Genomic DNA, 19,986 nt, shown 5'->3' with positions numbered 1-19,986 from the left:
GGGATAGTCTCTCAGAATATTGACTCTCCGACAAACCCGGTACGGTTCAGTATTGATTCATCGCAGCAACTTCACGTTTAAATCGTTCAAGTTTTTCACTACCCGCGTTGACTGGTAAAAACATTTCACTGTCTAATGCAACAATACAAAATTCCATTGCAAGATGCGCATTGAAAATAGGTAAACCCACAGCATTGATACCAACAAGTAAGTCACCTTGGGCAATTGCCATACCTTGTTGTAAAGTATTTTCTTTTAAAACAAGAAATTCGTCCCAATTGGTGGGTTTGACTTGACTATGGTTCAGCGTTGCTTTTTCCCATTCAGAGTGCATCAATGGTTTGATTAGCGCTTCGGGTAAATAGGAGGCAAAAACCCGCCCAGCAGCTGAATTTACTAAAGGCATGATCGAACCAACTTTGGTCACAATTGAAATCGGATGATTTGATTCAATCGACTGTACAACTAATGGGCCTTTAGGTGACCATTTGCTGATTTGAATCCCGCAACCAATTTTACTTTGTAATTCATAAATAAGGTGCTGAACAAGCTGTAAAACATCGGTGTGTTGGATACAGTTTAAACCTAAACGCCAAGCTTGATCACCAAGCGCATACTGACCACCCTCAAGTTGTTTTGCATAATTCATCCGAATCAAACTGACAAGATAACGATGTACCTTGGCTGGATGCATATCAAGTTTACTCGACAACTCTTTTAAAATAATCGGCTTATTATGTTCCAAAAGGGCATTGAGAACGGCTAAGCCCACCTCAAGTGATTGAACCCCACCAGACAACTTTTCTTCAATCATTGAATAACCCTTAATCTGTATACGATCTAGCAGTATTGATGTGCTGTCGATATTTGATTTACATATTTAACACATAGTGCCTGAGCATTGTACAAAATAGAACTTATCTTTTTAAATGAAATCTCAAAAGAGCCTCAGTGAATGTTATCAGCATACAATTGTTTTTGAAGTGCTGCATATGATTTATTAAACAACAGTACCTCATTAAAAGATCTAGACCATTAAAGTTAAGCCGATAAAAATCGGTATTGGAGTCACAACGCTTCAATACCGATTAGCTCCCCATTGTCCCACAGCAATATTTTAAATGCTGATTGCTATTGTTAATTGAAGGTTACATAACTTCCAGCAAAACGAGCATTGTGTGCTGTTAATGCTGCTTAATATCGTGTTCAACTAGATCTAGGATGCCAAATCACGAATCATTCGATTAATAAACTTAGTAAGTACTAAGTTGGCTTTGGCACCCAGACATACTCAACTGAGCATGGTTATGCTCCCAACTCGTCTTCATGCAAAAAGTGAGTATGCTGAGGCGCACGTTTGGTACGGCTCCACTCATCCAGCATTTCTAATTTCATTTCTTCGGTAATTCGTGCGATTTTTGCATCTGCATGCACATCGTTATAGGTCAGTTCTAAACGATGACCATTGGGGTCAAAGAAATAAATCGAGTGGAAAATGCCGTGGTTGGTGACACCAAGAACTTTAACACCATGTGTTTCAAGATGTTCTTTTGCAATCAATAACGTATCGAGGTCTTCGACTTCAAATGCGATATGTTGAACCCATTGAGGGGTATTTTCATCACGCCCCATATCGGGTTGAGTAGGCAGTTCAAAAAATGCCAATACATTGCCTTGTCCAGCATCTAAGAATAAATGCATATACGGATCAAAGGCTTTAGTCGAAGGCACATGGTCTTCAGCAAAGGCCAAAATAAAATCCATATTGAGCATTTTTTTATACCATTCCACGGTTTCTTTGGCATCTTTACAACGATAAGCCACATGGTGAATTTTTTTAATCGCAAAGCTCATGATAAAACTCCTTTATCTTTATTCCCAATCTGGTTGTTGTTCTGGGGCTGCATTGAAGAAGGCAGGAAGGGTTAAACAGTGTTGACTAATCGACTCAATCTTTGCAAAAGCGCTTAAATCAATTTTAAAGCGTTTGGCGTTATAGACTTGAGGAATCAAACAACAGTCTGCAAATGTCGGTTGTGTACCGAAACAGAATTGCCCATTTGAATCTTGTAGTTGGGCTTCTAAGCTGTTAAAGCCCGCTATGATCCAGTGTTGGTACCAGTGTTTTTTTTGCTCGTCACTGAGACTGAGATCATTTTGTAAATACTTTAAGACTCTTAAATTATTTAACGGATGAATATCGCAGGCGATCGCTTGTGCAAAAGCGCGTACTTTACTGCGCGTGACGATATTGTCAGGCAACAATGAAATTGCTGGATAACGTTCTTCCAGATATTCCAAAATACTGAGTGACTGTAAAAAGCTTTGATCTTCATCCACTAAAGTTGGAACACACTGACTTGGATTAAGTGCTTGGTAACGCTCTAGCAGTTGCTCATTCTTGACCAAATGCACGGGCTGTATTTCATAACTCAGTTGTTTGAGGTTCAGTGCAATTCGAACCCGATAAGCTGCAGAGCTACGAAAATAACTATACAGTTTCATAGCTCAAGTCTTCTGTTTGATGAAAGTTAAACTGGCGAGCTGGCAAAATGCTATTGGCAACCTCACCAAAGCCCACTCGGATCCCTGCTTTTTCACAATAGCCTTTCATCACAACACGGTCACCATCTTGTAAAAAACCACGTTTTTCGCCATTCGAGAGGGTTAGCGGTTTGGTGGTATTCCATGTCAGTTCAAGCAAACTACCATAAGCATCTTCTGTAGGGCCTGAAATTGTGCCTGAACCCATCAAGTCACCAACTTGGACATTGCAACCTGCAATCGTGTGGTGGGTGAGTTGCTGTGCCATTGACCAATACATATATTTAAAATTGGTCTGGCAAATTACATCAGCGTGTGCTGATTGAGGGCTTTGAACTTCAATACTGAGATGAATATCATAGCTGTTAGCAATATTTTCTTCTAAATAGCAAAGTGGTTTAGGCTGTTGTTCTGGACCTTTGACTTTAAATGGTTCCAGTGCTTGCATGGTCACTACCCAAGGTGAAATTGCACTTGCAAAAGTCTTGGCGTTAAACGGACCTAATGGTACGTATTCCCATTGTTGAATATCACGTGCCGACCAGTCATTGAGTAAGACCATACCAAAAATATGCTCCCAAGCATCTGTAATCGCGATAGGCTCACCCAATTCAGTTGCTTTACCAACGATAAAGGCGGTTTCTAATTCAAAATCGAGTTTACGTGTTGCTGAGAAAACAGGGCGTTCTTGATCTGGTAATTTGATTTGGCCAGAAGGGCGAACAATATCTTTGCCACTGACAATCACAGAGCTGGCACGACCATTATATCCCACAGGAAGTTCGCTCCAGTTTGGAAGCAATGCATTCTTTGGATCTCTAAACATGGTTCCGACATTGGTAGCATGTTCTTTGGACGAGTAGAAATCTGTATAGCCAGAGACTTGAATAGGTAAGTGTAAAGTGACTGTATTTTGCTTAAACAATGCGTTTTGGCGTAAAACCACATCATCACGAAGTGTTGGATTTTCAGCAGAGAGTAGACTTTGTAATGTCGTACGAACCTTTTGCCAGTTGTGTTTACCCGTTTCTATAAATTTATTCAGAGTCGCTTGATTAAAACAATCTTGATGTCCATTGATCGCTAATAGTCCATGTGCCTCTAAGTGGGCAAGGTCTATGACCCAATCTCCAATGGCAACACCCACTCGTTTGGTGCCTTGGGGTGTTTCACTAAAAATACCGTAGGGCAAATTATGTATTGTGAAATCTGATTGTGAGTCAATTTCAAGAAAACAAGTTAAATGTGAGTTCATGATTTGCTTTCCTTGTCTTTAATTTTGTTAGGGGTGATCAAAATCTTTAATGTATTTTCTTAAGTATTTGAAAAACAAATAAATATAAAGTTATTTAGATGCCTTGTTCAAATGACTCAAGCAAGTTGTCAGTGTCTTATGATTTCTATCATACTTAAAATATTTAATTACGCAATACATAATTTGATTACATAATTCATAATAATTGTTATTTGTTGAATTTTCTGCTTATATGCGCGGTTATGAGAAAAGTAAATCAATTATTTTTCGATTAGATATAGGCATTTTTGATTAACTTATGATATACGTAATTTTGAATACAAAAATTACGAGACAAGGATGAGAATAATCATATGTCAAAACATGAGCAAGGAAACCTGAAACATGGTTTAAGCAATCGGCACATCCAGCTTATCGCGCTAGGTGGTGCTATTGGTACAGGATTGTTTCTGGGTATTTCGCAATCGATTAAGCTTGCAGGTCCTTCAGTCATACTCGGTTATGCGATTGCTGGATTTATTGCGTTTTTAATGATGCGACAGTTAGGTGAAATGGTGGTGCAAGAACCCGTCAGTGGTTCATTTAGTCACTTTGCCTACAAATACTGGGGCTCATTTGCAGGTTTTATGTCTGGCTGGAATTATTGGGTACTCAATGTTTTGGTATGTATGGCAGAGCTGAGCGCAATTGGTCTTTATATTCAATATTGGTGGCCTGAAATTCCGACTTGGATTTCAGCATTGGTGTTTTTTGTTTTAATCAACGGTATCAACTTATTGCATGTTAAATTTTTTGGCGAAATGGAGTTTTGGTTCTCTATCGTCAAAATTTTGGCAATCTTAGCCATGATCGGCTTTGGTTCCTACTTACTTGCAACAGGTACAGCAGGGCCACAGGCAAGCATTAGTAACCTTTGGGCATTGGGCGGGTTTTTCCCATTTGGTGTGGAAGGTTTAGTCATGGCAATGGCTGTGATTATTTTTGCCTTTGGTGGGATTGAGCTATTTGGTATTACCGCAGCAGAAGCGCGTGATCCTGATAAAACTCTGCCTAAAGCAGTCAATCAAATTATTTACCGTATTTTGATTTTCTATATTGCAACGCTGTTTATCTTATTTGCACTTTTTCCATGGAACCAAATGGCAGAAGGCGGTAGTCCATTTGTAATGGTATTTGCTTCACTGGATAGTCATGGTGTTGCGACCTTACTGAATTTTGTCATCCTTACTGCAGCTGTTTCGGTGTATAACGGGACCAGTTATTGTAGTAGTCGGATGTTACTTGGTTTGGCGCAACAGGGTAATGCACCGAAGTTCCTTAAGCATATTAATAAGCGTGGTATTCCAACCAATGCGGTTTATGTTTCAGCTTTTGTTACGGTTTTATGTGTACTACTCAATTATGCATTTCCAGAAAAAGCATTTGGTTTATTGATGATGTTGGTGGTTGCTGCAATTGTGATTAACTGGGTGGTTATTTCATGGACGCATTTAAAGTTCCGTAAAGTCATGCAAACACAAGGGCAGACCACCAAGTTTCCAAGTATTGCTTATCCATTCAGTAATTATCTTTGCATTATCTTTATGTTGGGTATTCTGGTGGTAATGTCATTCACCGAGAATATGCGTATTGCGGTAATGATGATTCCAGCATGGATTCTTTGTTTGATGCTTGCTTATTATCTGAAACAACGAAAGTTAAAAAATGCACAGCAAAATGTTGTGTTAAATTCTGATGTATAGCAAAAGATTTTAATCTTTGCAAAAGGGCTAAATTGATATTTAGCCCTTTTGCTTTCTGTATGATTATTAACCTATACCGACGGAATTATTCTGCTGCTTTTAAAAACTCAATCAATTGATTGATATCATCGCCTTGTAATTGTTCACGAATTTTTAAAATCTGCTTTTCATCTAAATCATACAATTTAACTGACTGTAATTTTTCAATCTGATCCTGAGAAAACCGATATTTAATGAGTTTTGCCGGTACACCACCGACAATTGCATACGCTGGCACGTCTTGAGTGACGACTGCACCTGTAGCAATGATGGCACCTTCACCTAGCGTTACCCCTTGCATAATCATGGCACGACTGCCAATCCAACAACCATCGCCAATCACCGTATCCCCAGCGGGTAAAAAGCTACGGGTATCAAAAGGAAATGTAGAAATCCAGTCAGGGCGATGTAATTGATTTCCACCCATCATGATCACACATTCCGCCCCAAAACAAACAAAGTTACCAATATATAACTGGTCAATTGGTTTCTCTACAGTTGATGGCTTATCATGCAAATAACGCACCACGCAACGTTCAAACCCCTGATCCCAATATGCCGAATAATAAGAATAATTTCCTTTAATATGAATATTGGGATTTTTCACAGTCTTAGAAATAAACTCAAATTCGCACCAGTGTTTTACGGGGGAGTGAATAGCGTCAGTCATGGGAGTACAAAAGCTTAAGTGCAAAGGCTAGAGCGCGCATTGTAACCTTAGATTGAACTTAGATCTCTTGATCAGCAATTAAAAAATATTCAGTGTATTGGGTTTAAACATCAATTCTTCAGCTATTCCTTGGCTGGTATTCAAGTATTAACCTATTTTTAAATGGATCAAATGCGTGGCATGGGTATGACGAATATGATCAGCACGATGGTTAAAGTAACGATGGGTAATGTCTTTTCCTGATAAATCTTCAACCACCTGATAACCCATCATTTCAACTGCATGATGCAATGCTTGCGAAGCAAACGCACCAATCAAAGGCTCTTTTAAGAAACGGGTAAACTGTGACACTGCGAAGCTACCCAAACGCTCAATACCTTGTAAGGCTTTATAATCAATCGAATAATCCATCACGACTTGGCTATTTTTGCCAGTAAAGGATGCAATGTTGTGTAAGGTTGCTAGGGTTGCTTGTGGGGTTAAATAATGGGTTGTGCCCAGCCATGAAAAAAATGCAGCTTGGGTATTTTGAAATCCACTACGCGCCAAAGCATCAGACAGTTTTTCTTTTTCAAAATCAATCCCTACAAATTCTACATTGCTTGGGAGCTCACCTGTATTACTGAGCTTTTTTAATTTTTCTAATTTGGTTTTTTGTGTATCAGGATGATCAATTTCAAATATTTTGAGTTGAGGGTATTGCTGGGCCAAGCGTAATACAAAAGAGTCTAGACCAGCGCCAACCAATACATACTGTTGAATATGATCATGTTCAATCGCTTGCTTTAAAAGATCTTCTGTATAGCGAGAACGTCCAACCACTTGTCCAGTTAATTTACCAAAAGTTTGATTCATCAAATTGGAATTTAACACTTTACGTAGAAGGGCGTTATTTAAAAGTAAGCGCCATTGTGAATTGGTCATTTCAAATGCATAAGGGTCAGAGAATACTGGATCGTTAGCATTTAAATGGTGATTGGCTCTAATTGCTGCTGCCGCTTCAGCAGTTTTACTTGCTCGTCCTGCTTTCATCCTCGTCCTCAATGAATTTTAATTTTTCCTCAATGTAATGCATAGAAAATATTTAACAATGGCAATTTACTTTGAGCAGTTGGTGAAAATTGCTAGTTTTCTTGGTGTCTATATGGCTGAGGCATCTTATTTAGCTTGGCGCAAGATCTGAGCGATGTATGGATGATGCTTGATGTTGATTAAATGGATATGCGATCAGTGTTATTTTCTAGGTGAATGCAGGGTTATTCTGATCTGACTGTCTTTAAATTTTTTTATCTATAGTCACCCTTCACTTGTATTAATAATGAGGTGGTTTGACTATATATCTTGAGTTTTTGAAAAAAATATTTGAGTCTGTTTGTCTTAGTCAATGATTGATGACTGAATATATAAGTGATTCGTTTTTTGTTATTCATTTTATATATTTAGCCCAATAAAAAGGGCTGAATCATCAGCCCTAGTATGTGTTAAATATATTCAACATTGACCACGTCGTATTCCACTTCACCTTGGTTGAGTCTATTTCTAAAGCAATTAATATTTAAAGCTTAAACTGGCAGTCACACTACGTGGTGAACCATACATATTCTGACGAATCCAATAGTTAACCTTCTCATAATATTTTTTATCAAATAGGTTATCCACATTAATTGCAAACTTATAACGTGGGTTGATTTGATAGCCTAGACTTGCAGAAGCCAAAGTATAACCATTTTGTTGCACACGTTCTGCACCAGAGCCATCGTAGTAACTACTCACTGCTCGTACCCCAAGCCCAACATTTACACCCTCGACTAAAGATGCAGGCAGCTTATAGGTGGTCCATAAATTAAAAGTATGCTTCGGCGTGAATGTACTAACAGGTTGACCTTCTAGATCCGGTTCCTCTAAGTATTTGTTTTGATTAAAACTATAGCCCGTTGTAATTTGCCAATTATCGGTAATCTGCCCATTCGCTTCGATCTCAAAACCACGGCTACGCGCTTTACCTGCTGCTACGGAATATCCTTCAGGCGCGGAAAGATCGGTTATTGCACGGTTTTTATCTTCGATTTGATAGATAGCCGAAGAAAGGTTTAAACGCTCATCGAAGAAAGCCGCTTTCATCCCAGCTTCAATTTGAGTGCCTGTACGTGGATCAATTTGTTTACCTTTACCACCTGTCACAGGATCATAAGTAAAGTTATTTTGCGGTTTAAAGATTTCCGAATAGCTAGTGTAGAAAGATAGATTCGGATTTAGGTCGAAAAGCACTGCGGCATAAGGGGTAAACTCTGCTTTTGCATCATATTTAGCTGCAGGATTGGTGCTATCTACACCATTATCACGCAAGGTGGTTGATATCGATTTCCACCAGCTGACACGACCACCTCCGACCAGTGTCCAATGCTCAAAGGGTTTGATTCTGACTTGACTATAAATACCATAATTTTCTATTTCATCTTTGCTCACATTGGTATCGTAGTCAAAATCAGGTTCAGCGAACTGATGTTGGTTGTCATGATAAATATTGATGGTACCTGTGAGAGGTGTTCCCCAAGATGAATAATTGGTTTTGGAATGACCTTTCAGGTAATCTGCCCCGATCAGGAAATTATGGGTCTGTCCAGCAAACAGGAAAGGGGTATTGAAAAAAATGTCTGCACTTAAGTCTTTATCTTGTCGCTTAAATGCCAGTGCGCTAAATTTGGACATGTCTCCATTGGCATCTGGCTGAGATGGGTCGCTATATTTAGCATGATTGTCACGTATGCTTTGACGAACAGTGGCTTTAATCAGTCCATCATGGTTGAGATGGTGTTCCAGTTCTGCAAATAATTCTGTATTGGTCAAGTCCTGCTTATTCCAGTCCTGTACAAAGCTGGTTTTGCGTGAAATATTCAGTAGCTTTCCATCAGGACCATACGGTAAACCACGTGACAATACGGTATTAATATCTTGATATGTTGCACCTAGGGAAAGCGTGGTATTGTCCTGAATGTCATATTCCAATGTGCTGTAGACGAGTTTTTTATTACCATCAATCCCATTCATAAAGGTATCGTAGTCTTGTACTGCAGTGACCAATCTGCCACGTAATGCGCCGTCTTGAGTGAGCTTCCCTGTAATATCAGCCTCGCCACGATAATTTTCCCATGAACCTGCACTTACTTTACCTGTTAAAGCAAAATCAGCCAGCGCCCGTTTTCGCACTAAGTTAATAGAAACCCCTGGTTCACCTGCGCCACTGAACATACCAGTAGCGCCGCGTAATACTTCGATACGGTCAAATACAGACAGATCTAGATAAGTCCCATTAGAATCGGTTCTTAAGGTTGTGCCATCCATTTGGTAGGTATCACTGCCATAACCACGGGCATAAAAATCATTGTAATTTCCTGCTGCATCATAGCGTGCAACAGTGATGCCAGTGACATATTTCATAGCATTATCAATGGTGGAAATATTTTGGTCATCTAGACGTTGACGAGTAACTACTGAAACTGACTGCGGTGTTTCTTTTAGGGATTGTGGTGTTTTTCCGATTGCTATTTTTTTCGTTATATAGGAGGTCGATTTATCGTCATTGGCGATCACGGTAATGGTAGGTAAGGTGCTTTTTTCTACTTGTTCATTTATGACATCGTTATGACTTGATGCAATTGGTTCAGCCATGACCTGAGCAACTTGCCCTGAGAGTAATAATACGGGTAAGGCAATTTTAGTACCTCTTAGCATCAAGTGTAAGGCAAGGGAGAGTGGATGTTTTGTGAATCGTACAACTTGCTGCATAAGGGAATACCTATTAAATATGCATAATGTTTATTTTTGTTAATGATAATTATAATCAATAGCATTATCAAATGATTCTTAACTTAAATTCCGTTTTTATGATCAATGGTTGTTTAATACGTTTTTAAATAAGAAGGGGAGAGCTTTAATTACTGAATTTATTATTATTCTATTTATAAATCATATGCTTGAAACAAAAGAACTCTTCAATTTATGAAGAGTTCCGTGGCAATTCACTCAGGTGAATTAGATGTATTCCACACTCACCACTTCATATTCCACTTCACCCTGTGGTGTGGTGATTTTGGCTTCGTCGCCTTCATTCTTACCAAGAAGACCACGCGCAATAGGTGAGTTCACTGAGATCTTATTGATCTTAAAGTCAGCTTCATCATCACCTACAATTTTATAGGTTTTCTTTTCTTCAGTATCCAAATTCTCAATGGTTACTGTCACACCAAAAACCACACGACCTGTTTGTTCAAGTCCTTTAACATCAATTACTTGGCAAGCACCAAGTTTACCTTCGATGTCTTGAATACGACCTTCACAAAAACCTTGTTGCTCGCGCGCTGCATGGTATTCTGCGTTTTCTTTTAAATCCCCATGTTCACGTGCTTCTGCAATTGCAGCAATAATACGTGGACGATCAACAGATTTTAGCTGTTGCAATTCTTTCTCTAAGGCGACCTTGCCTTCAGGAGTCATAGGATAACGTTGCATTGTTGTCCCTCAGTTCAGTATTTTAAAAATACAGGTTTATAAAATGAAAAAAGCCCGCCACCGATAAGATGGCGGGACTTATCGGAAACGAATTAACCTAGTGTTTGCAAATCTTGCAAGCGATATACATCCATTGGCAATTTAATTGCTAAAGCTTGGCATACAGCATCAGCACCATTCAAGGTTGTTGTGTAATACACTTTACCTTGAAGCGCAGAGCGACGGATTGAGAATGAATCCTGCTGAGCTTGTTTACCTTCTGTAGTATTGATAATGAGGTGAATCTCGCCATTTTTCAAGCGGTCGACAATATTTGGGCGACCTTCTGTTACTTTATTCACACGTTCACATTCAATACCAGCTTCTTTAATGACATCATAAGTACCGCCAGTTGCGATAATTTTGAAGCCTAAATCAACCAATTGTTTCGCAATACCCGCGGCACGAGGTTTATCTGAATGACGTACTGAAATAAATACGTGCTTCACTTCACCTTCAGTTGGTTTACCCGGTAAGCGATCATTAGAGCCTAACACAGCTTTATAGAAAGCTTCACCAAAAGTTGTACCAACACCCATCACTTCACCAGTAGATTTCATTTCTGGTCCAAGGATCGGGTCTACACCTGGGAATTTGTTGAACGGGAATACTGCTTCTTTCACAGCAAAATGCGTTGGGATAATTTCTTTTGTGAATCCTTGAGATTCTAAAGATTGACCCGCCATACAACGTGCTGCAACTTTTGCTAATGATTCGCCGATACATTTAGAAACGAACGGTACTGTACGAGACGCACGTGGATTCACTTCAAGAATATAAACGTCATTACCTTTAACAGCAAACTGTACGTTCATCAAGCCAATCACACCAAGCTCTTTCGCCATAGCAACGGTTTGACGACGCATTTCATCCTGAATCTCTTGAGAAAGAGAGTAAGGTGGAATCGAACATGCTGAGTCACCAGAGTGAATACCTGCTTGTTCAATATGCTGCATAATACCGCCGATCACCACATCTTTGCCGTCAGATACACAGTCAACATCGACTTCTGTTGCATCATCAAGGAAATGGTCAAGCAGTACAGGTGCTTCGTTAGACGCTTGTACAGCATCACGCAAGTAACGTTTAAGTTCGTCGTCGTTGTATACGATTTCCATCGCACGACCACCAAGGACATAAGATGGACGTACAACCAACGGATAACCCACTTTAGATGCTTCAGCCATACCTTCTTCAGCAGATTTAACAATGCTGTTGCTTGGTTGACGAAGATTCAAACGTTGAATCATCTGTTGGAAACGTTCACGATCTTCTGCACGGTCAATCGCATCTGGAGACGTACCGATAATTGGTGCACCTGCTTCTTCTAAAGCACGAGCCAATTTCAAAGGTGTTTGACCGCCGTACTGTACGATAATACCTTTTGGTTTTTCTGTACGTACGATTTCTAAAACATCTTCTAAAGTGATCGGCTCGAAGTACAAACGATCAGATGTGTCATAGTCAGTTGAAACCGTTTCAGGGTTACAGTTGACCATAATGGTTTCATAACCATCTTCACGCATTGCAAGGGCAGCGTGAACGCAGCAATAATCGAACTCAATCCCTTGACCAATACGGTTAGGACCACCACCGATTACCATGATCTTGTCACGGTTAGATGGATTCGCTTCACATTCGTCATCATAAGTTGAATACATGTAAGCAGTATCTGACTCGAACTCAGCTGCACAGGTATCTACACGTTTGTAAACAGGGTATACACCCAAGTTCCAACGGTGCTTACGGAATTGCTTTTGCGAAATGCCCATCAAGTCTGCAATACGTAAATCAGATAAACCTTTACGTTTAAATGCACGGATATTGTCAGCGTTCAAATCACCAAAACCTAAAGTTTTGATTTGCTCTTCAGACTGAATGATGTCTTGGATTTGAATCAAGAACCAACGATCGATATTGGTTGCAGCAAATACTTCATCTAATGTGAAGCCATGACGGAATGCGTCAGCAACATACCAAATACGCTCAGGACCTGGCACTTTAAGCTCTACCAAGATTTTATCTTTCGCGCCTTCAGTACCCACCGCAATTTTCTCATCGAAACCACAAGCACCGACTTCAAGACCACGAAGTGCCTTTTGTACAGATTCTTGGAAGTTACGACCAATTGCCATGACTTCACCCACAGATTTCATCTGTGTAGTGAGTGTTGCATCAGCTTGTGGGAATTTCTCGAAGTTAAAACGAGGAATCTTGGTTACAACATAGTCGATTGCAGGTTCAAATGACGCAGGCGTTGTACCGCCAGTGATGTCATTTTTCAATTCATCAAGGGTATAACCCACTGCAAGTTTTGCTGCAATTTTGGCAATAGGGAAACCTGTTGCTTTAGACGCAAGCGCAGAAGAACGAGATACACGAGGGTTCATCTCGATCACAACCATACGGCCATCTTTCGGGTTGATACCGAACTGAACGTTTGATCCGCCTGTCTCTACACCAATTTCACGTAGCACTGCTAAAGAAGCATTACGCAGTAATTGGAACTCTTTATCTGTCAGAGTTTGTGCAGGTGCAACAGTAATGGAGTCACCTGTATGCACACCCATTGGATCGAAGTTTTCAATGGTACATACAATGATACAGTTGTCGTTTTTATCACGAACAACTTCCATTTCATATTCTTTCCAGCCAATTAATGATTCATCAATCAATAATTGTTTGGTTGGAGAAAGATCAAAACCGCGTTCACAGATTTCAATGAATTCTTCTTTGTTATAGGCGATACCACCACCTGAACCACCCATCGTAAATGATGGGCGGATAATCACAGGGAAGCCGAAACGGGCTTGAATTTCAAGCGCATGTTCCATGCTTTCTGCAACATCAGCACGTGGGCATTCCAAACCAATTTTGCGCATTGCGATATCGAAAAGTTTGCGATCTTCCGCTTTTTCGATGGCTTCTTTGGTCGCACCAATCAATTCAACATTGTATTTTTCTAAAATACCGTTGGCATCTAGTGCCAATGCACAGTTTAATGCCGTTTGACCACCCATTGTTGGAAGAACCGCATCTGGGCGTTCTTTCTCAATGATTTGTGCAACAGTTTGCCACGTAATCGGTTCGATATACGTTGCATCTGCCATAGTCGGGTCAGTCATAATGGTGGCTGGGTTAGAGTTCACCAAAATAACACGGTAGCCTTCTTCACGAAGGGCTTTACATGCTTGCGCACCTGAGTAATCGAACTCACATGCTTGCCCGATGACAATCGGACCCGCACCAATAATTAAGATGCTTTTAATGTCTGTACGTTTAGCCATGATCGCTTCCTTAATTACTTCTTAGATGCTTCAATAAGTTCGATGAAATGATCGAACAATGGGGCACAGTCATGTGGACCAGGGCTTGCTTCAGGGTGACCTTGGAAGCTAAACGCAGGTTTATCTGTACGATGAATACCTTGTAAGGTTTGATCGAACAAAGATTTATGCGTAGCTTTGAGGTTTGCAGGTAAAGTTTCTGCATCTACTGCGAAGCCATGGTTTTGAGAAGTAATCATCACTGTACCATTTTCAAGGTTCTGTACAGGATGGTTTGCACCGTGGTGACCATGTGGCATTTTCACAGTTCTAGCGCCAGAAGATAAAGCTAGAATTTGATGCCCCAAACAAATACCGAAAACAGGTAGGTTTGTAGTTTCAACAATGGTTTTTACTGCTGCAATTGCATAATCACATGCTGCTGGATCGCCAGGTCCATTTGACAAAAATACGCCATCTGGATTTAACGCCAATACTTTTTCAGCAGGTGTTTGTGCAGGAACAACAGTTAATTTACATCCGCGGTCTGCAAGCATACGTAAGATGTTGGTTTTGACACCGTAATCGTATGCAACAACATGAAATTTTGCTTCTGGTTGAGAAAAGCCTTGGCCCAATGTCCATGAGCCTTCGGTCCATTCAAAACCTTCTGGGTCACAACATTCTTTCGCAAGGTCTAAACCATCTAGACCACCAAAGGCACGTGCTTTTGCAATAGCTTCTTCTTCAGTAATATTATCGCCGGCAAGAATGCATCCGTTTTGTGCGCCTTTGTCACGTAAAATACGTGTCAATTTACGAGTATCGATATCTGCAATGGCAACGACATTATGTTGTTGTAAATATTCGCCAAGAGACTGAGTAGCTCGGAAATTGCTGTGTAATAACGGTAGGTCACGAATGATTAAACCATTCGCCCAAACTTTATGAATTCGACCTGATTCAGCGTCTTCTTCATTACAACCAGTATTACCGATATGAGGATAAGTTAAAGTTACAAGTTGCTGTGCATAACTAGGGTCGGTCAAAATTTCTTGATAACCAGTCATGGCAGTGTTAAAAACGACTTCACCAGTCGTACTTCCCGTAGCGCCGATCGATGTACCTTTAAAAACAGTACCGTCAGCAAGGGCTAAAATGGCGGGGGTGCTCAAACCATAGCTCCTGAACTAAAACCACAAAAATAGGGCTGTAAAAAAGCGAGTAGACGAAAAAAAAGGAAGGCTTACTAAATCCTACCCTCCTCTTGTCTGCTCGCTTGTAACTTAACAGCGCATTATACGCATGAGCCTCTCGAAAGTCTATTTTATTTCGAGGGATAATCTAAGATAAATACCTTGCTATTTAGCATTAATTCTGCTTTTAAAGTGAATTGTTTGAAATTGTAAGTATTTAAATATTGTCAGACAAATCAAAATCTAAAATTTATCCTTTCAATGTATCTTATTGACTCACATTCCAGGGGGAATCAATATGACTATATCTAAAGAAACTGTTACAAATAAAGTAACAAAAGAGACTGCGGCTTTGAAAGAAGTTGTAACTGAAACTACAGAAAGTTTAGAGAAGTTAGGTAAAGAAGCGCAGCAGAAAGTTGCTGAAGCGGTTACCGAAACTAAAACTAAACTTGAAGCAGAATCAGAGCAATTAACTGAGCAAGTTCAAGATCAAGTACAAAACTTTAAACAAGATTTGGTGCAACGTCTTGATGTGATCAAATCACAATTTTCAACTTCACAAAAAGATTTGGTTGAATTGGCTGATTTCTTAAAATCTGAATTAAGCATTTTAGTGAAAGAGTTAACTGAAGTTGGTAAAGAAATTCGTGAAGATGTTTCACAAATTTCGAGCAAACATAAAGTACAGTTAACTGAAACTTTAAAGCGTTCAAAAGATCATACTTTAGAAGTTTGGAATAAAGTAACAACAAAACAATAAGATATGTAAAGCTTATGTTTTGAGGAAAGCCATTTCTAAGAAAAATGGCAATAAAAAAGTGAGGCTAGTTGCCTCACTTTTTTATTTTCAATCACAGTTTACATAAGCGTATTTTAAAATGTATGTAACCAATCACGTTTATTGTGAAAGTCGGCCTGTTGGCCACTGTGTTGCATGGCAAAGAAATGTTGACCTTGCGTGGTATTTAAAACAGCGCTTAAACCTAAAAATAAGTCTGACCATTTTAATTTATTGGCAAGCATGAACTCGCTAAGATCTATGCTGACATTTAATCCATAATGCGTACGCTTTAACTGATTTAATTCAATGTCATAAGCAGCGACTGGCGGCATATTTTCAGGATAACGATATTCTTCAAATTGGTAAGCTTGCCAAGCTTGAGAAGGGGATAGATTAATTTCACGATAATAATCTTCACCTTGCACACCAATAAAAATCTCAAAACAGGTATTTTCCCAAAGGAAATCCTGACGTGGATTTGCTGTAACCAGTTCAGGATAAATTATGAATTGATTGGGATCTCTTAACCAATAACCGACATTGAGTGTATATGGGCTAATTTGTTCAATCGCACCAACTAGGGAGATACTTTGAAAACGACGATCAAATGCATTCAGTTCGAAACTTGCCATGAAAATAAATCTTAATTTGAAAGATGAGCGTGGCGAACTAAATTAGACAATTTTGGATTTTGTTTCGCAGCTTTTTTATAAAGCAATGCAATTTTACCAATTGTTTGAACAACTTCCGCACCAGTGACATTGGCAATTTCAGTAATCGTTGCAGCACGTGCTTCGCGGTCTTCACCTGTAACCTTGACTTTAATTAACTCGTGATCATTTAAAGCACGGTTTAATTCTTCAACGACACTTTCAGTCAAGCCTTTATCGCCAAGCATTACAACAGGGTTTAACGCATGTCCGATTTGACGTAAACGTTTACGTTCTTGGATAGATAGAGCCGCCATAAAAGATAACCTAATTTTAGAAACGACTTAGTATAACAAAAGCCATATCACTACGCTGTAAATTCTGTAGAAATAATCGATGAAGCTTATTCAAAAAAACATATCAATATCTGTCGATTTAAATCAATATGAATACTGCAATGAGAATTTTTTTCACGTACAATCAGAAGTTAGTTATCGGTTTAGATCAAGAGAGTTATGGCTACACGCATTACCAACCAGAAGTTATCCAAAAGTAGTCGTGCGTGGATGAGAGAGCATTTAGATGACCCTTTTGTGAAAAAAGCACAAAAAGAAGGTTACCGCGCTCGTGCTGCATATAAACTTCTTGAAATTCAAGAAAAACACAAAATGATTAAACCAGGGATGACCGTGGTTGACTTGGGTGCTGCGCCAGGAAGTTGGTCGCAAATCGCAGGTAAACTGGTCGGTGATAAAGGTTTAGTGATTGCTTCAGATATTTTAGAAATGGATGCTTTACCTGATGTTACTTTCTTACAAGGTGACTTTAGAGAAGAAGAAGTTTTCGAAAAATTGTTAAATATTTTAAATGGACGCACTGTAGACGTTGTAATTTCAGATATGGCCCCCAATACATCAGGTAATAGGGCTGTAGATCAACCTCGCCAGATTTACTTGTGTGAACTTGCGTTAGATTTTGCCAACAAGGTTCTTGGACCAAAAGGGCAGTTTTTAGTTAAAGTTTTCCAAGGCACTGGTTTTGATGAGTTCCGAAAGCAAGTCGTGGATAGTTTTGATGTGTTAAAAACAGCAAAACCAGCTGCTTCACGTGCACGTTCAAAAGAGGTTTTTTTAATTGGACAGGGCCGTAAAAAAGTTTCGCAATAGCTGGTGTTTTTGAGGTATGTTCATTCTTCGTAATGAATTGCCAACAAATGCTTGCCAAGTTGTTAAAAATTGTGCATTTTGTACCTTTTTAACCTTTATTGCGAAATTCATTACTCGCTTTTTGTTACGATCAAGCAAGATTGAGCCTGATCAAAATAGTTATATATGGGAATAAAGCTTTGAGCGATTACTTCAAAAATGCCGTATTGTGGCTGGTCATACTGGGTGTGCTGATCTTAATCTTCAGCAATCTCAGTGACCGCAGTAAGCCTTCTGCGATGAATTATTCAGAATTCGTCACAGCGGTGAATGCTGGTCAAATTAGTAAAGTCACAATTGATGGTGAAAGAATAAGCGGCGAAAAAAAGAACGGTTCGAACTTTGAAAGTATTCGCCCAGCAGTTCAAGATCCTGAATTGATGCCTACACTCATCAAAAATAACGTTGTTGTTGAAGGTACTGCACCTCAACGTCAAGGTTTATTGATGCAACTTCTCATCGCAAGCTTTCCTGTGCTTTTAATTATTTTATTGTTCATGTTCTTTATGCGTAACATGGGTGGTGGTGCAGGCGGTAAAAATGGTCCAATGAGTTTTGGTAAATCTAAAGCAAAAATGCTTTCAGAAGACCAAATCAAAGTGACCTTTACCGATGTTGCTGGTTGTGATGAAGCAAAACAAGAAGTTGTGGAAATCGTTGATTTCTTGAAAGACCCTGCAAAATTCAAACGCTTAGGGGCAACAATTCCTAAAGGCGTATTGATGGTTGGTCCTCCAGGTACAGGTAAAACTTTACTTGCGAAAGCGATTGCTGGTGAAGCCAAAGTTCCATTCTTTAGTATTTCAGGTTCTGACTTCGTTGAAATGTTCGTTGGTGTTGGTGCATCTCGTGTGCGTGACATGTTCGAACAGGCGAAACGCCATGCACCATGTATCATCTTTATTGATGAGATTGATGCAGTTGGTCGTCATCGTGGTTCAGGTACAGGTGGTGGTCATGATGAACGTGAACAAACACTCAACCAAATGCTTGTTGAAATGGATGGTTTCGAAGGTAATGAAGGGATTATCGTCATTGCTGCAACAAACCGTGCGGATGTACTGGATAAAGCATTACTTCGTCCGGGGCGTTTCGACCGTCAAGTGATGGTGGGTCTGCCAGATATTAAAGGTCGTGAACAGATCTTAGCAGTGCATTTGAAGAAACTTCCTTCGGTAACAGGTGTTGATCTTAAAGTATTGGCACGTGGTACACCTGGTTTCTCTGGTGCGCAATTGGCGAATCTTGTGAATGAAGCTGCATTGTTTGCTGCTCGTCGTAACAAGAACACCGTCGATATGCATGACTTTGAAGATGCAAAAGATAAGATCTACATGGGCCCTGAACGTAAGTCGATGGTGATCCGTGAAGAAGAACGTCGCGCGACTGCATATCATGAAGCAGGTCATGCCATTGTTGCAGAAATTCTTCCAGGGACTGACCCTGTGCATAAAGTAACAATTATGCCACGTGGTTGGGCTTTGGGTGTAACTTGGCAGTTGCCAGAACATGATCAAACCAGCCATTACAAGTCTAAGATGTTGAATGAACTTTCAATCTTATTCGGTGGTCGTATTGCAGAAGAAGTTTTCATTGATCAAATGTCAACGGGTGCTTCTAACGACTTTGAACGTGCAACCAAAATGGCACGTTCGATGGTGACCAAGTATGGTATGTCAGACAAAATGGGCGTGATGGTCTATGAAGATGAAAACCAGAATGGTTTCTTCGGAAATGTCGGTAGCCGTACGATTTCTGAAGCAACACAACAACAGGTTGACCAAGAAGTACGTCGTATCTTGGATGAACAGTATCGTGTTGCGCGTGATATTCTTGAAAATAACAAAGATATTGCACATGCAATGGTAAAAGCCTTGATGGAATGGGAAACGATTGATCGTGATCAAATCCGTGACATCATGGAAGGTCGTGATCCTCAGCCACCTAAGGTTTATGTTGCTGAAAATCCAGTGCTTGATGTAACACCTACAGATGGTCCATCAACACCACCACCATTACCAGCGACCTGATCAGTCAGTGAATAAACAAGAGCCTCAATTGAGGCTCTTTTTTTATACGAAAAAATT

16 protein-coding genes are annotated in these 19,986 nt (G+C 39.7%); 4 read left to right on the top strand and 12 right to left on the bottom strand.

Annotated features, from left to right (window positions below):
* Positions 1 to 46 precede the first annotated feature (46 nt).
* The 4 genes from F981_RS00940 to fahA all read right to left on the bottom strand — a co-directional run bounded on the left by F981_RS00940 (position 47) and on the right by fahA (position 3,799).
* Positions 47 to 814, bottom strand: a complete 768-nt coding sequence (locus F981_RS00940; RefSeq protein WP_004717355.1) for an IclR family transcriptional regulator — start codon at positions 812 to 814, stop codon at positions 47 to 49.
* 491 nt (positions 815 to 1,305) lie between these two features.
* Positions 1,306 to 1,854, bottom strand: a complete 549-nt coding sequence (locus tag F981_RS00935; RefSeq protein WP_004717353.1) for a VOC family protein — start codon at positions 1,852 to 1,854, stop codon at positions 1,306 to 1,308.
* Positions 1,855 to 1,872: 18 nt separating this feature from the next.
* Entirely contained in the window at positions 1,873 to 2,505 is a 633-nt protein-coding gene (gene maiA / locus F981_RS00930) for a maleylacetoacetate isomerase (protein WP_004717351.1), read from the bottom strand.
* On the bottom strand, positions 2,492 to 3,799 hold the full coding sequence (gene fahA, locus F981_RS00925) for a fumarylacetoacetase (RefSeq protein WP_004717348.1): 1,308 nt from the start codon (positions 3,797 to 3,799) through the stop codon (positions 2,492 to 2,494). The genes maiA and fahA overlap by 14 nt, the downstream gene beginning before the upstream one ends.
* Before the next feature lie 353 nt (positions 3,800 to 4,152).
* Here fahA and F981_RS00920 point away from each other — a divergent pair, with 353 nt between their 5' ends.
* A complete protein-coding gene (locus F981_RS00920; RefSeq protein ID WP_004717347.1) occupies positions 4,153 to 5,541 on the top strand; it encodes an amino acid permease in 1,389 nt (462 codons plus the stop codon).
* A gap of 85 nt (positions 5,542 to 5,626) precedes the next feature.
* Here the strand turns inward: F981_RS00920 and F981_RS00915 are convergent, their stop codons facing one another.
* The 6 genes from F981_RS00915 to carA all read right to left on the bottom strand — a co-directional run bounded on the left by F981_RS00915 (position 5,627) and on the right by carA (position 15,239).
* Positions 5,627 to 6,250 carry a CatB-related O-acetyltransferase gene (locus F981_RS00915; RefSeq protein WP_004717345.1) on the bottom strand — a complete coding sequence of 208 codons (624 nt, stop codon included), beginning with the start codon at positions 6,248 to 6,250 and terminating at the stop codon, positions 5,627 to 5,629.
* 147 nt (positions 6,251 to 6,397) lie between these two features.
* Positions 6,398 to 7,282 (bottom strand): class I SAM-dependent methyltransferase, encoded by an 885-nt coding sequence (locus F981_RS00910; protein WP_004717342.1) that lies wholly within the window; start codon positions 7,280 to 7,282, stop codon positions 6,398 to 6,400.
* Between the two features lie 516 nt (positions 7,283 to 7,798).
* The gene (locus F981_RS00905) at positions 7,799 to 10,036 is read right to left on the bottom strand and encodes a TonB-dependent siderophore receptor (protein ID WP_004717340.1); all 2,238 of its coding nucleotides are present in this window, start codon (positions 10,034 to 10,036) and stop codon (positions 7,799 to 7,801) included.
* Between the two features lie 246 nt (positions 10,037 to 10,282).
* Entirely contained in the window at positions 10,283 to 10,759 is a 477-nt protein-coding gene (gene greA / locus F981_RS00900; protein ID WP_004717337.1) for a transcription elongation factor GreA, read from the bottom strand.
* Positions 10,760 to 10,851: 92 nt separating this feature from the next.
* Positions 10,852 to 14,085, bottom strand: coding sequence for a carbamoyl-phosphate synthase large subunit (carB, locus tag F981_RS00895; RefSeq protein WP_004717334.1), 3,234 nt, complete (start codon positions 14,083 to 14,085; stop codon positions 10,852 to 10,854).
* Positions 14,086 to 14,099: 14 nt separating this feature from the next.
* Positions 14,100 to 15,239 carry a glutamine-hydrolyzing carbamoyl-phosphate synthase small subunit gene (gene carA, locus F981_RS00890; RefSeq protein WP_004717333.1) on the bottom strand — a complete coding sequence of 380 codons (1,140 nt, stop codon included), beginning with the start codon at positions 15,237 to 15,239 and terminating at the stop codon, positions 14,100 to 14,102.
* A 319-nt stretch (positions 15,240 to 15,558) separates the two neighbouring features.
* Between carA and F981_RS00885 the strand changes: the two genes are divergently transcribed.
* Positions 15,559 to 16,023, top strand: coding sequence for a lipocalin/fatty-acid binding family protein (locus F981_RS00885; protein ID WP_004717330.1), 465 nt, complete (start codon positions 15,559 to 15,561; stop codon positions 16,021 to 16,023).
* A gap of 113 nt (positions 16,024 to 16,136) precedes the next feature.
* On the opposite strand, the gene F981_RS00880 is transcribed toward F981_RS00885, so the two are convergent.
* Complete coding sequence (locus F981_RS00880; RefSeq protein ID WP_004717328.1) at positions 16,137 to 16,676, bottom strand: DOMON-like domain-containing protein; 540 nt, start codon at positions 16,674 to 16,676, stop codon at positions 16,137 to 16,139.
* An 11-nt stretch (positions 16,677 to 16,687) separates the two neighbouring features.
* On the bottom strand, positions 16,688 to 17,011 hold the full coding sequence (gene yhbY / locus F981_RS00875) for a ribosome assembly RNA-binding protein YhbY (protein WP_004717326.1): 324 nt from the start codon (positions 17,009 to 17,011) through the stop codon (positions 16,688 to 16,690).
* A 198-nt stretch (positions 17,012 to 17,209) separates the two neighbouring features.
* Between yhbY and rlmE the strand changes: the two genes are divergently transcribed.
* Entirely contained in the window at positions 17,210 to 17,860 is a 651-nt protein-coding gene (gene rlmE, locus F981_RS00870; RefSeq protein WP_004717323.1) for a 23S rRNA (uridine(2552)-2'-O)-methyltransferase RlmE, read from the top strand.
* Positions 17,861 to 18,039: 179 nt separating this feature from the next.
* Positions 18,040 to 19,929 (top strand): ATP-dependent zinc metalloprotease FtsH, encoded by a 1,890-nt coding sequence (ftsH, locus tag F981_RS00865; protein WP_004717320.1) that lies wholly within the window; start codon positions 18,040 to 18,042, stop codon positions 19,927 to 19,929.
* The last annotated feature ends 57 nt before the right edge of the window (positions 19,930 to 19,986 follow it).

The sequence above is a fragment of the Acinetobacter guillouiae CIP 63.46 genome, assembly GCF_000368145.1.
GTDB lineage: Bacteria > Pseudomonadota > Gammaproteobacteria > Pseudomonadales > Moraxellaceae > Acinetobacter > Acinetobacter guillouiae.
Note: the sequence above shows the minus strand (reverse complement) of the source record. Positions and strands in the feature narration are given on the sequence as shown.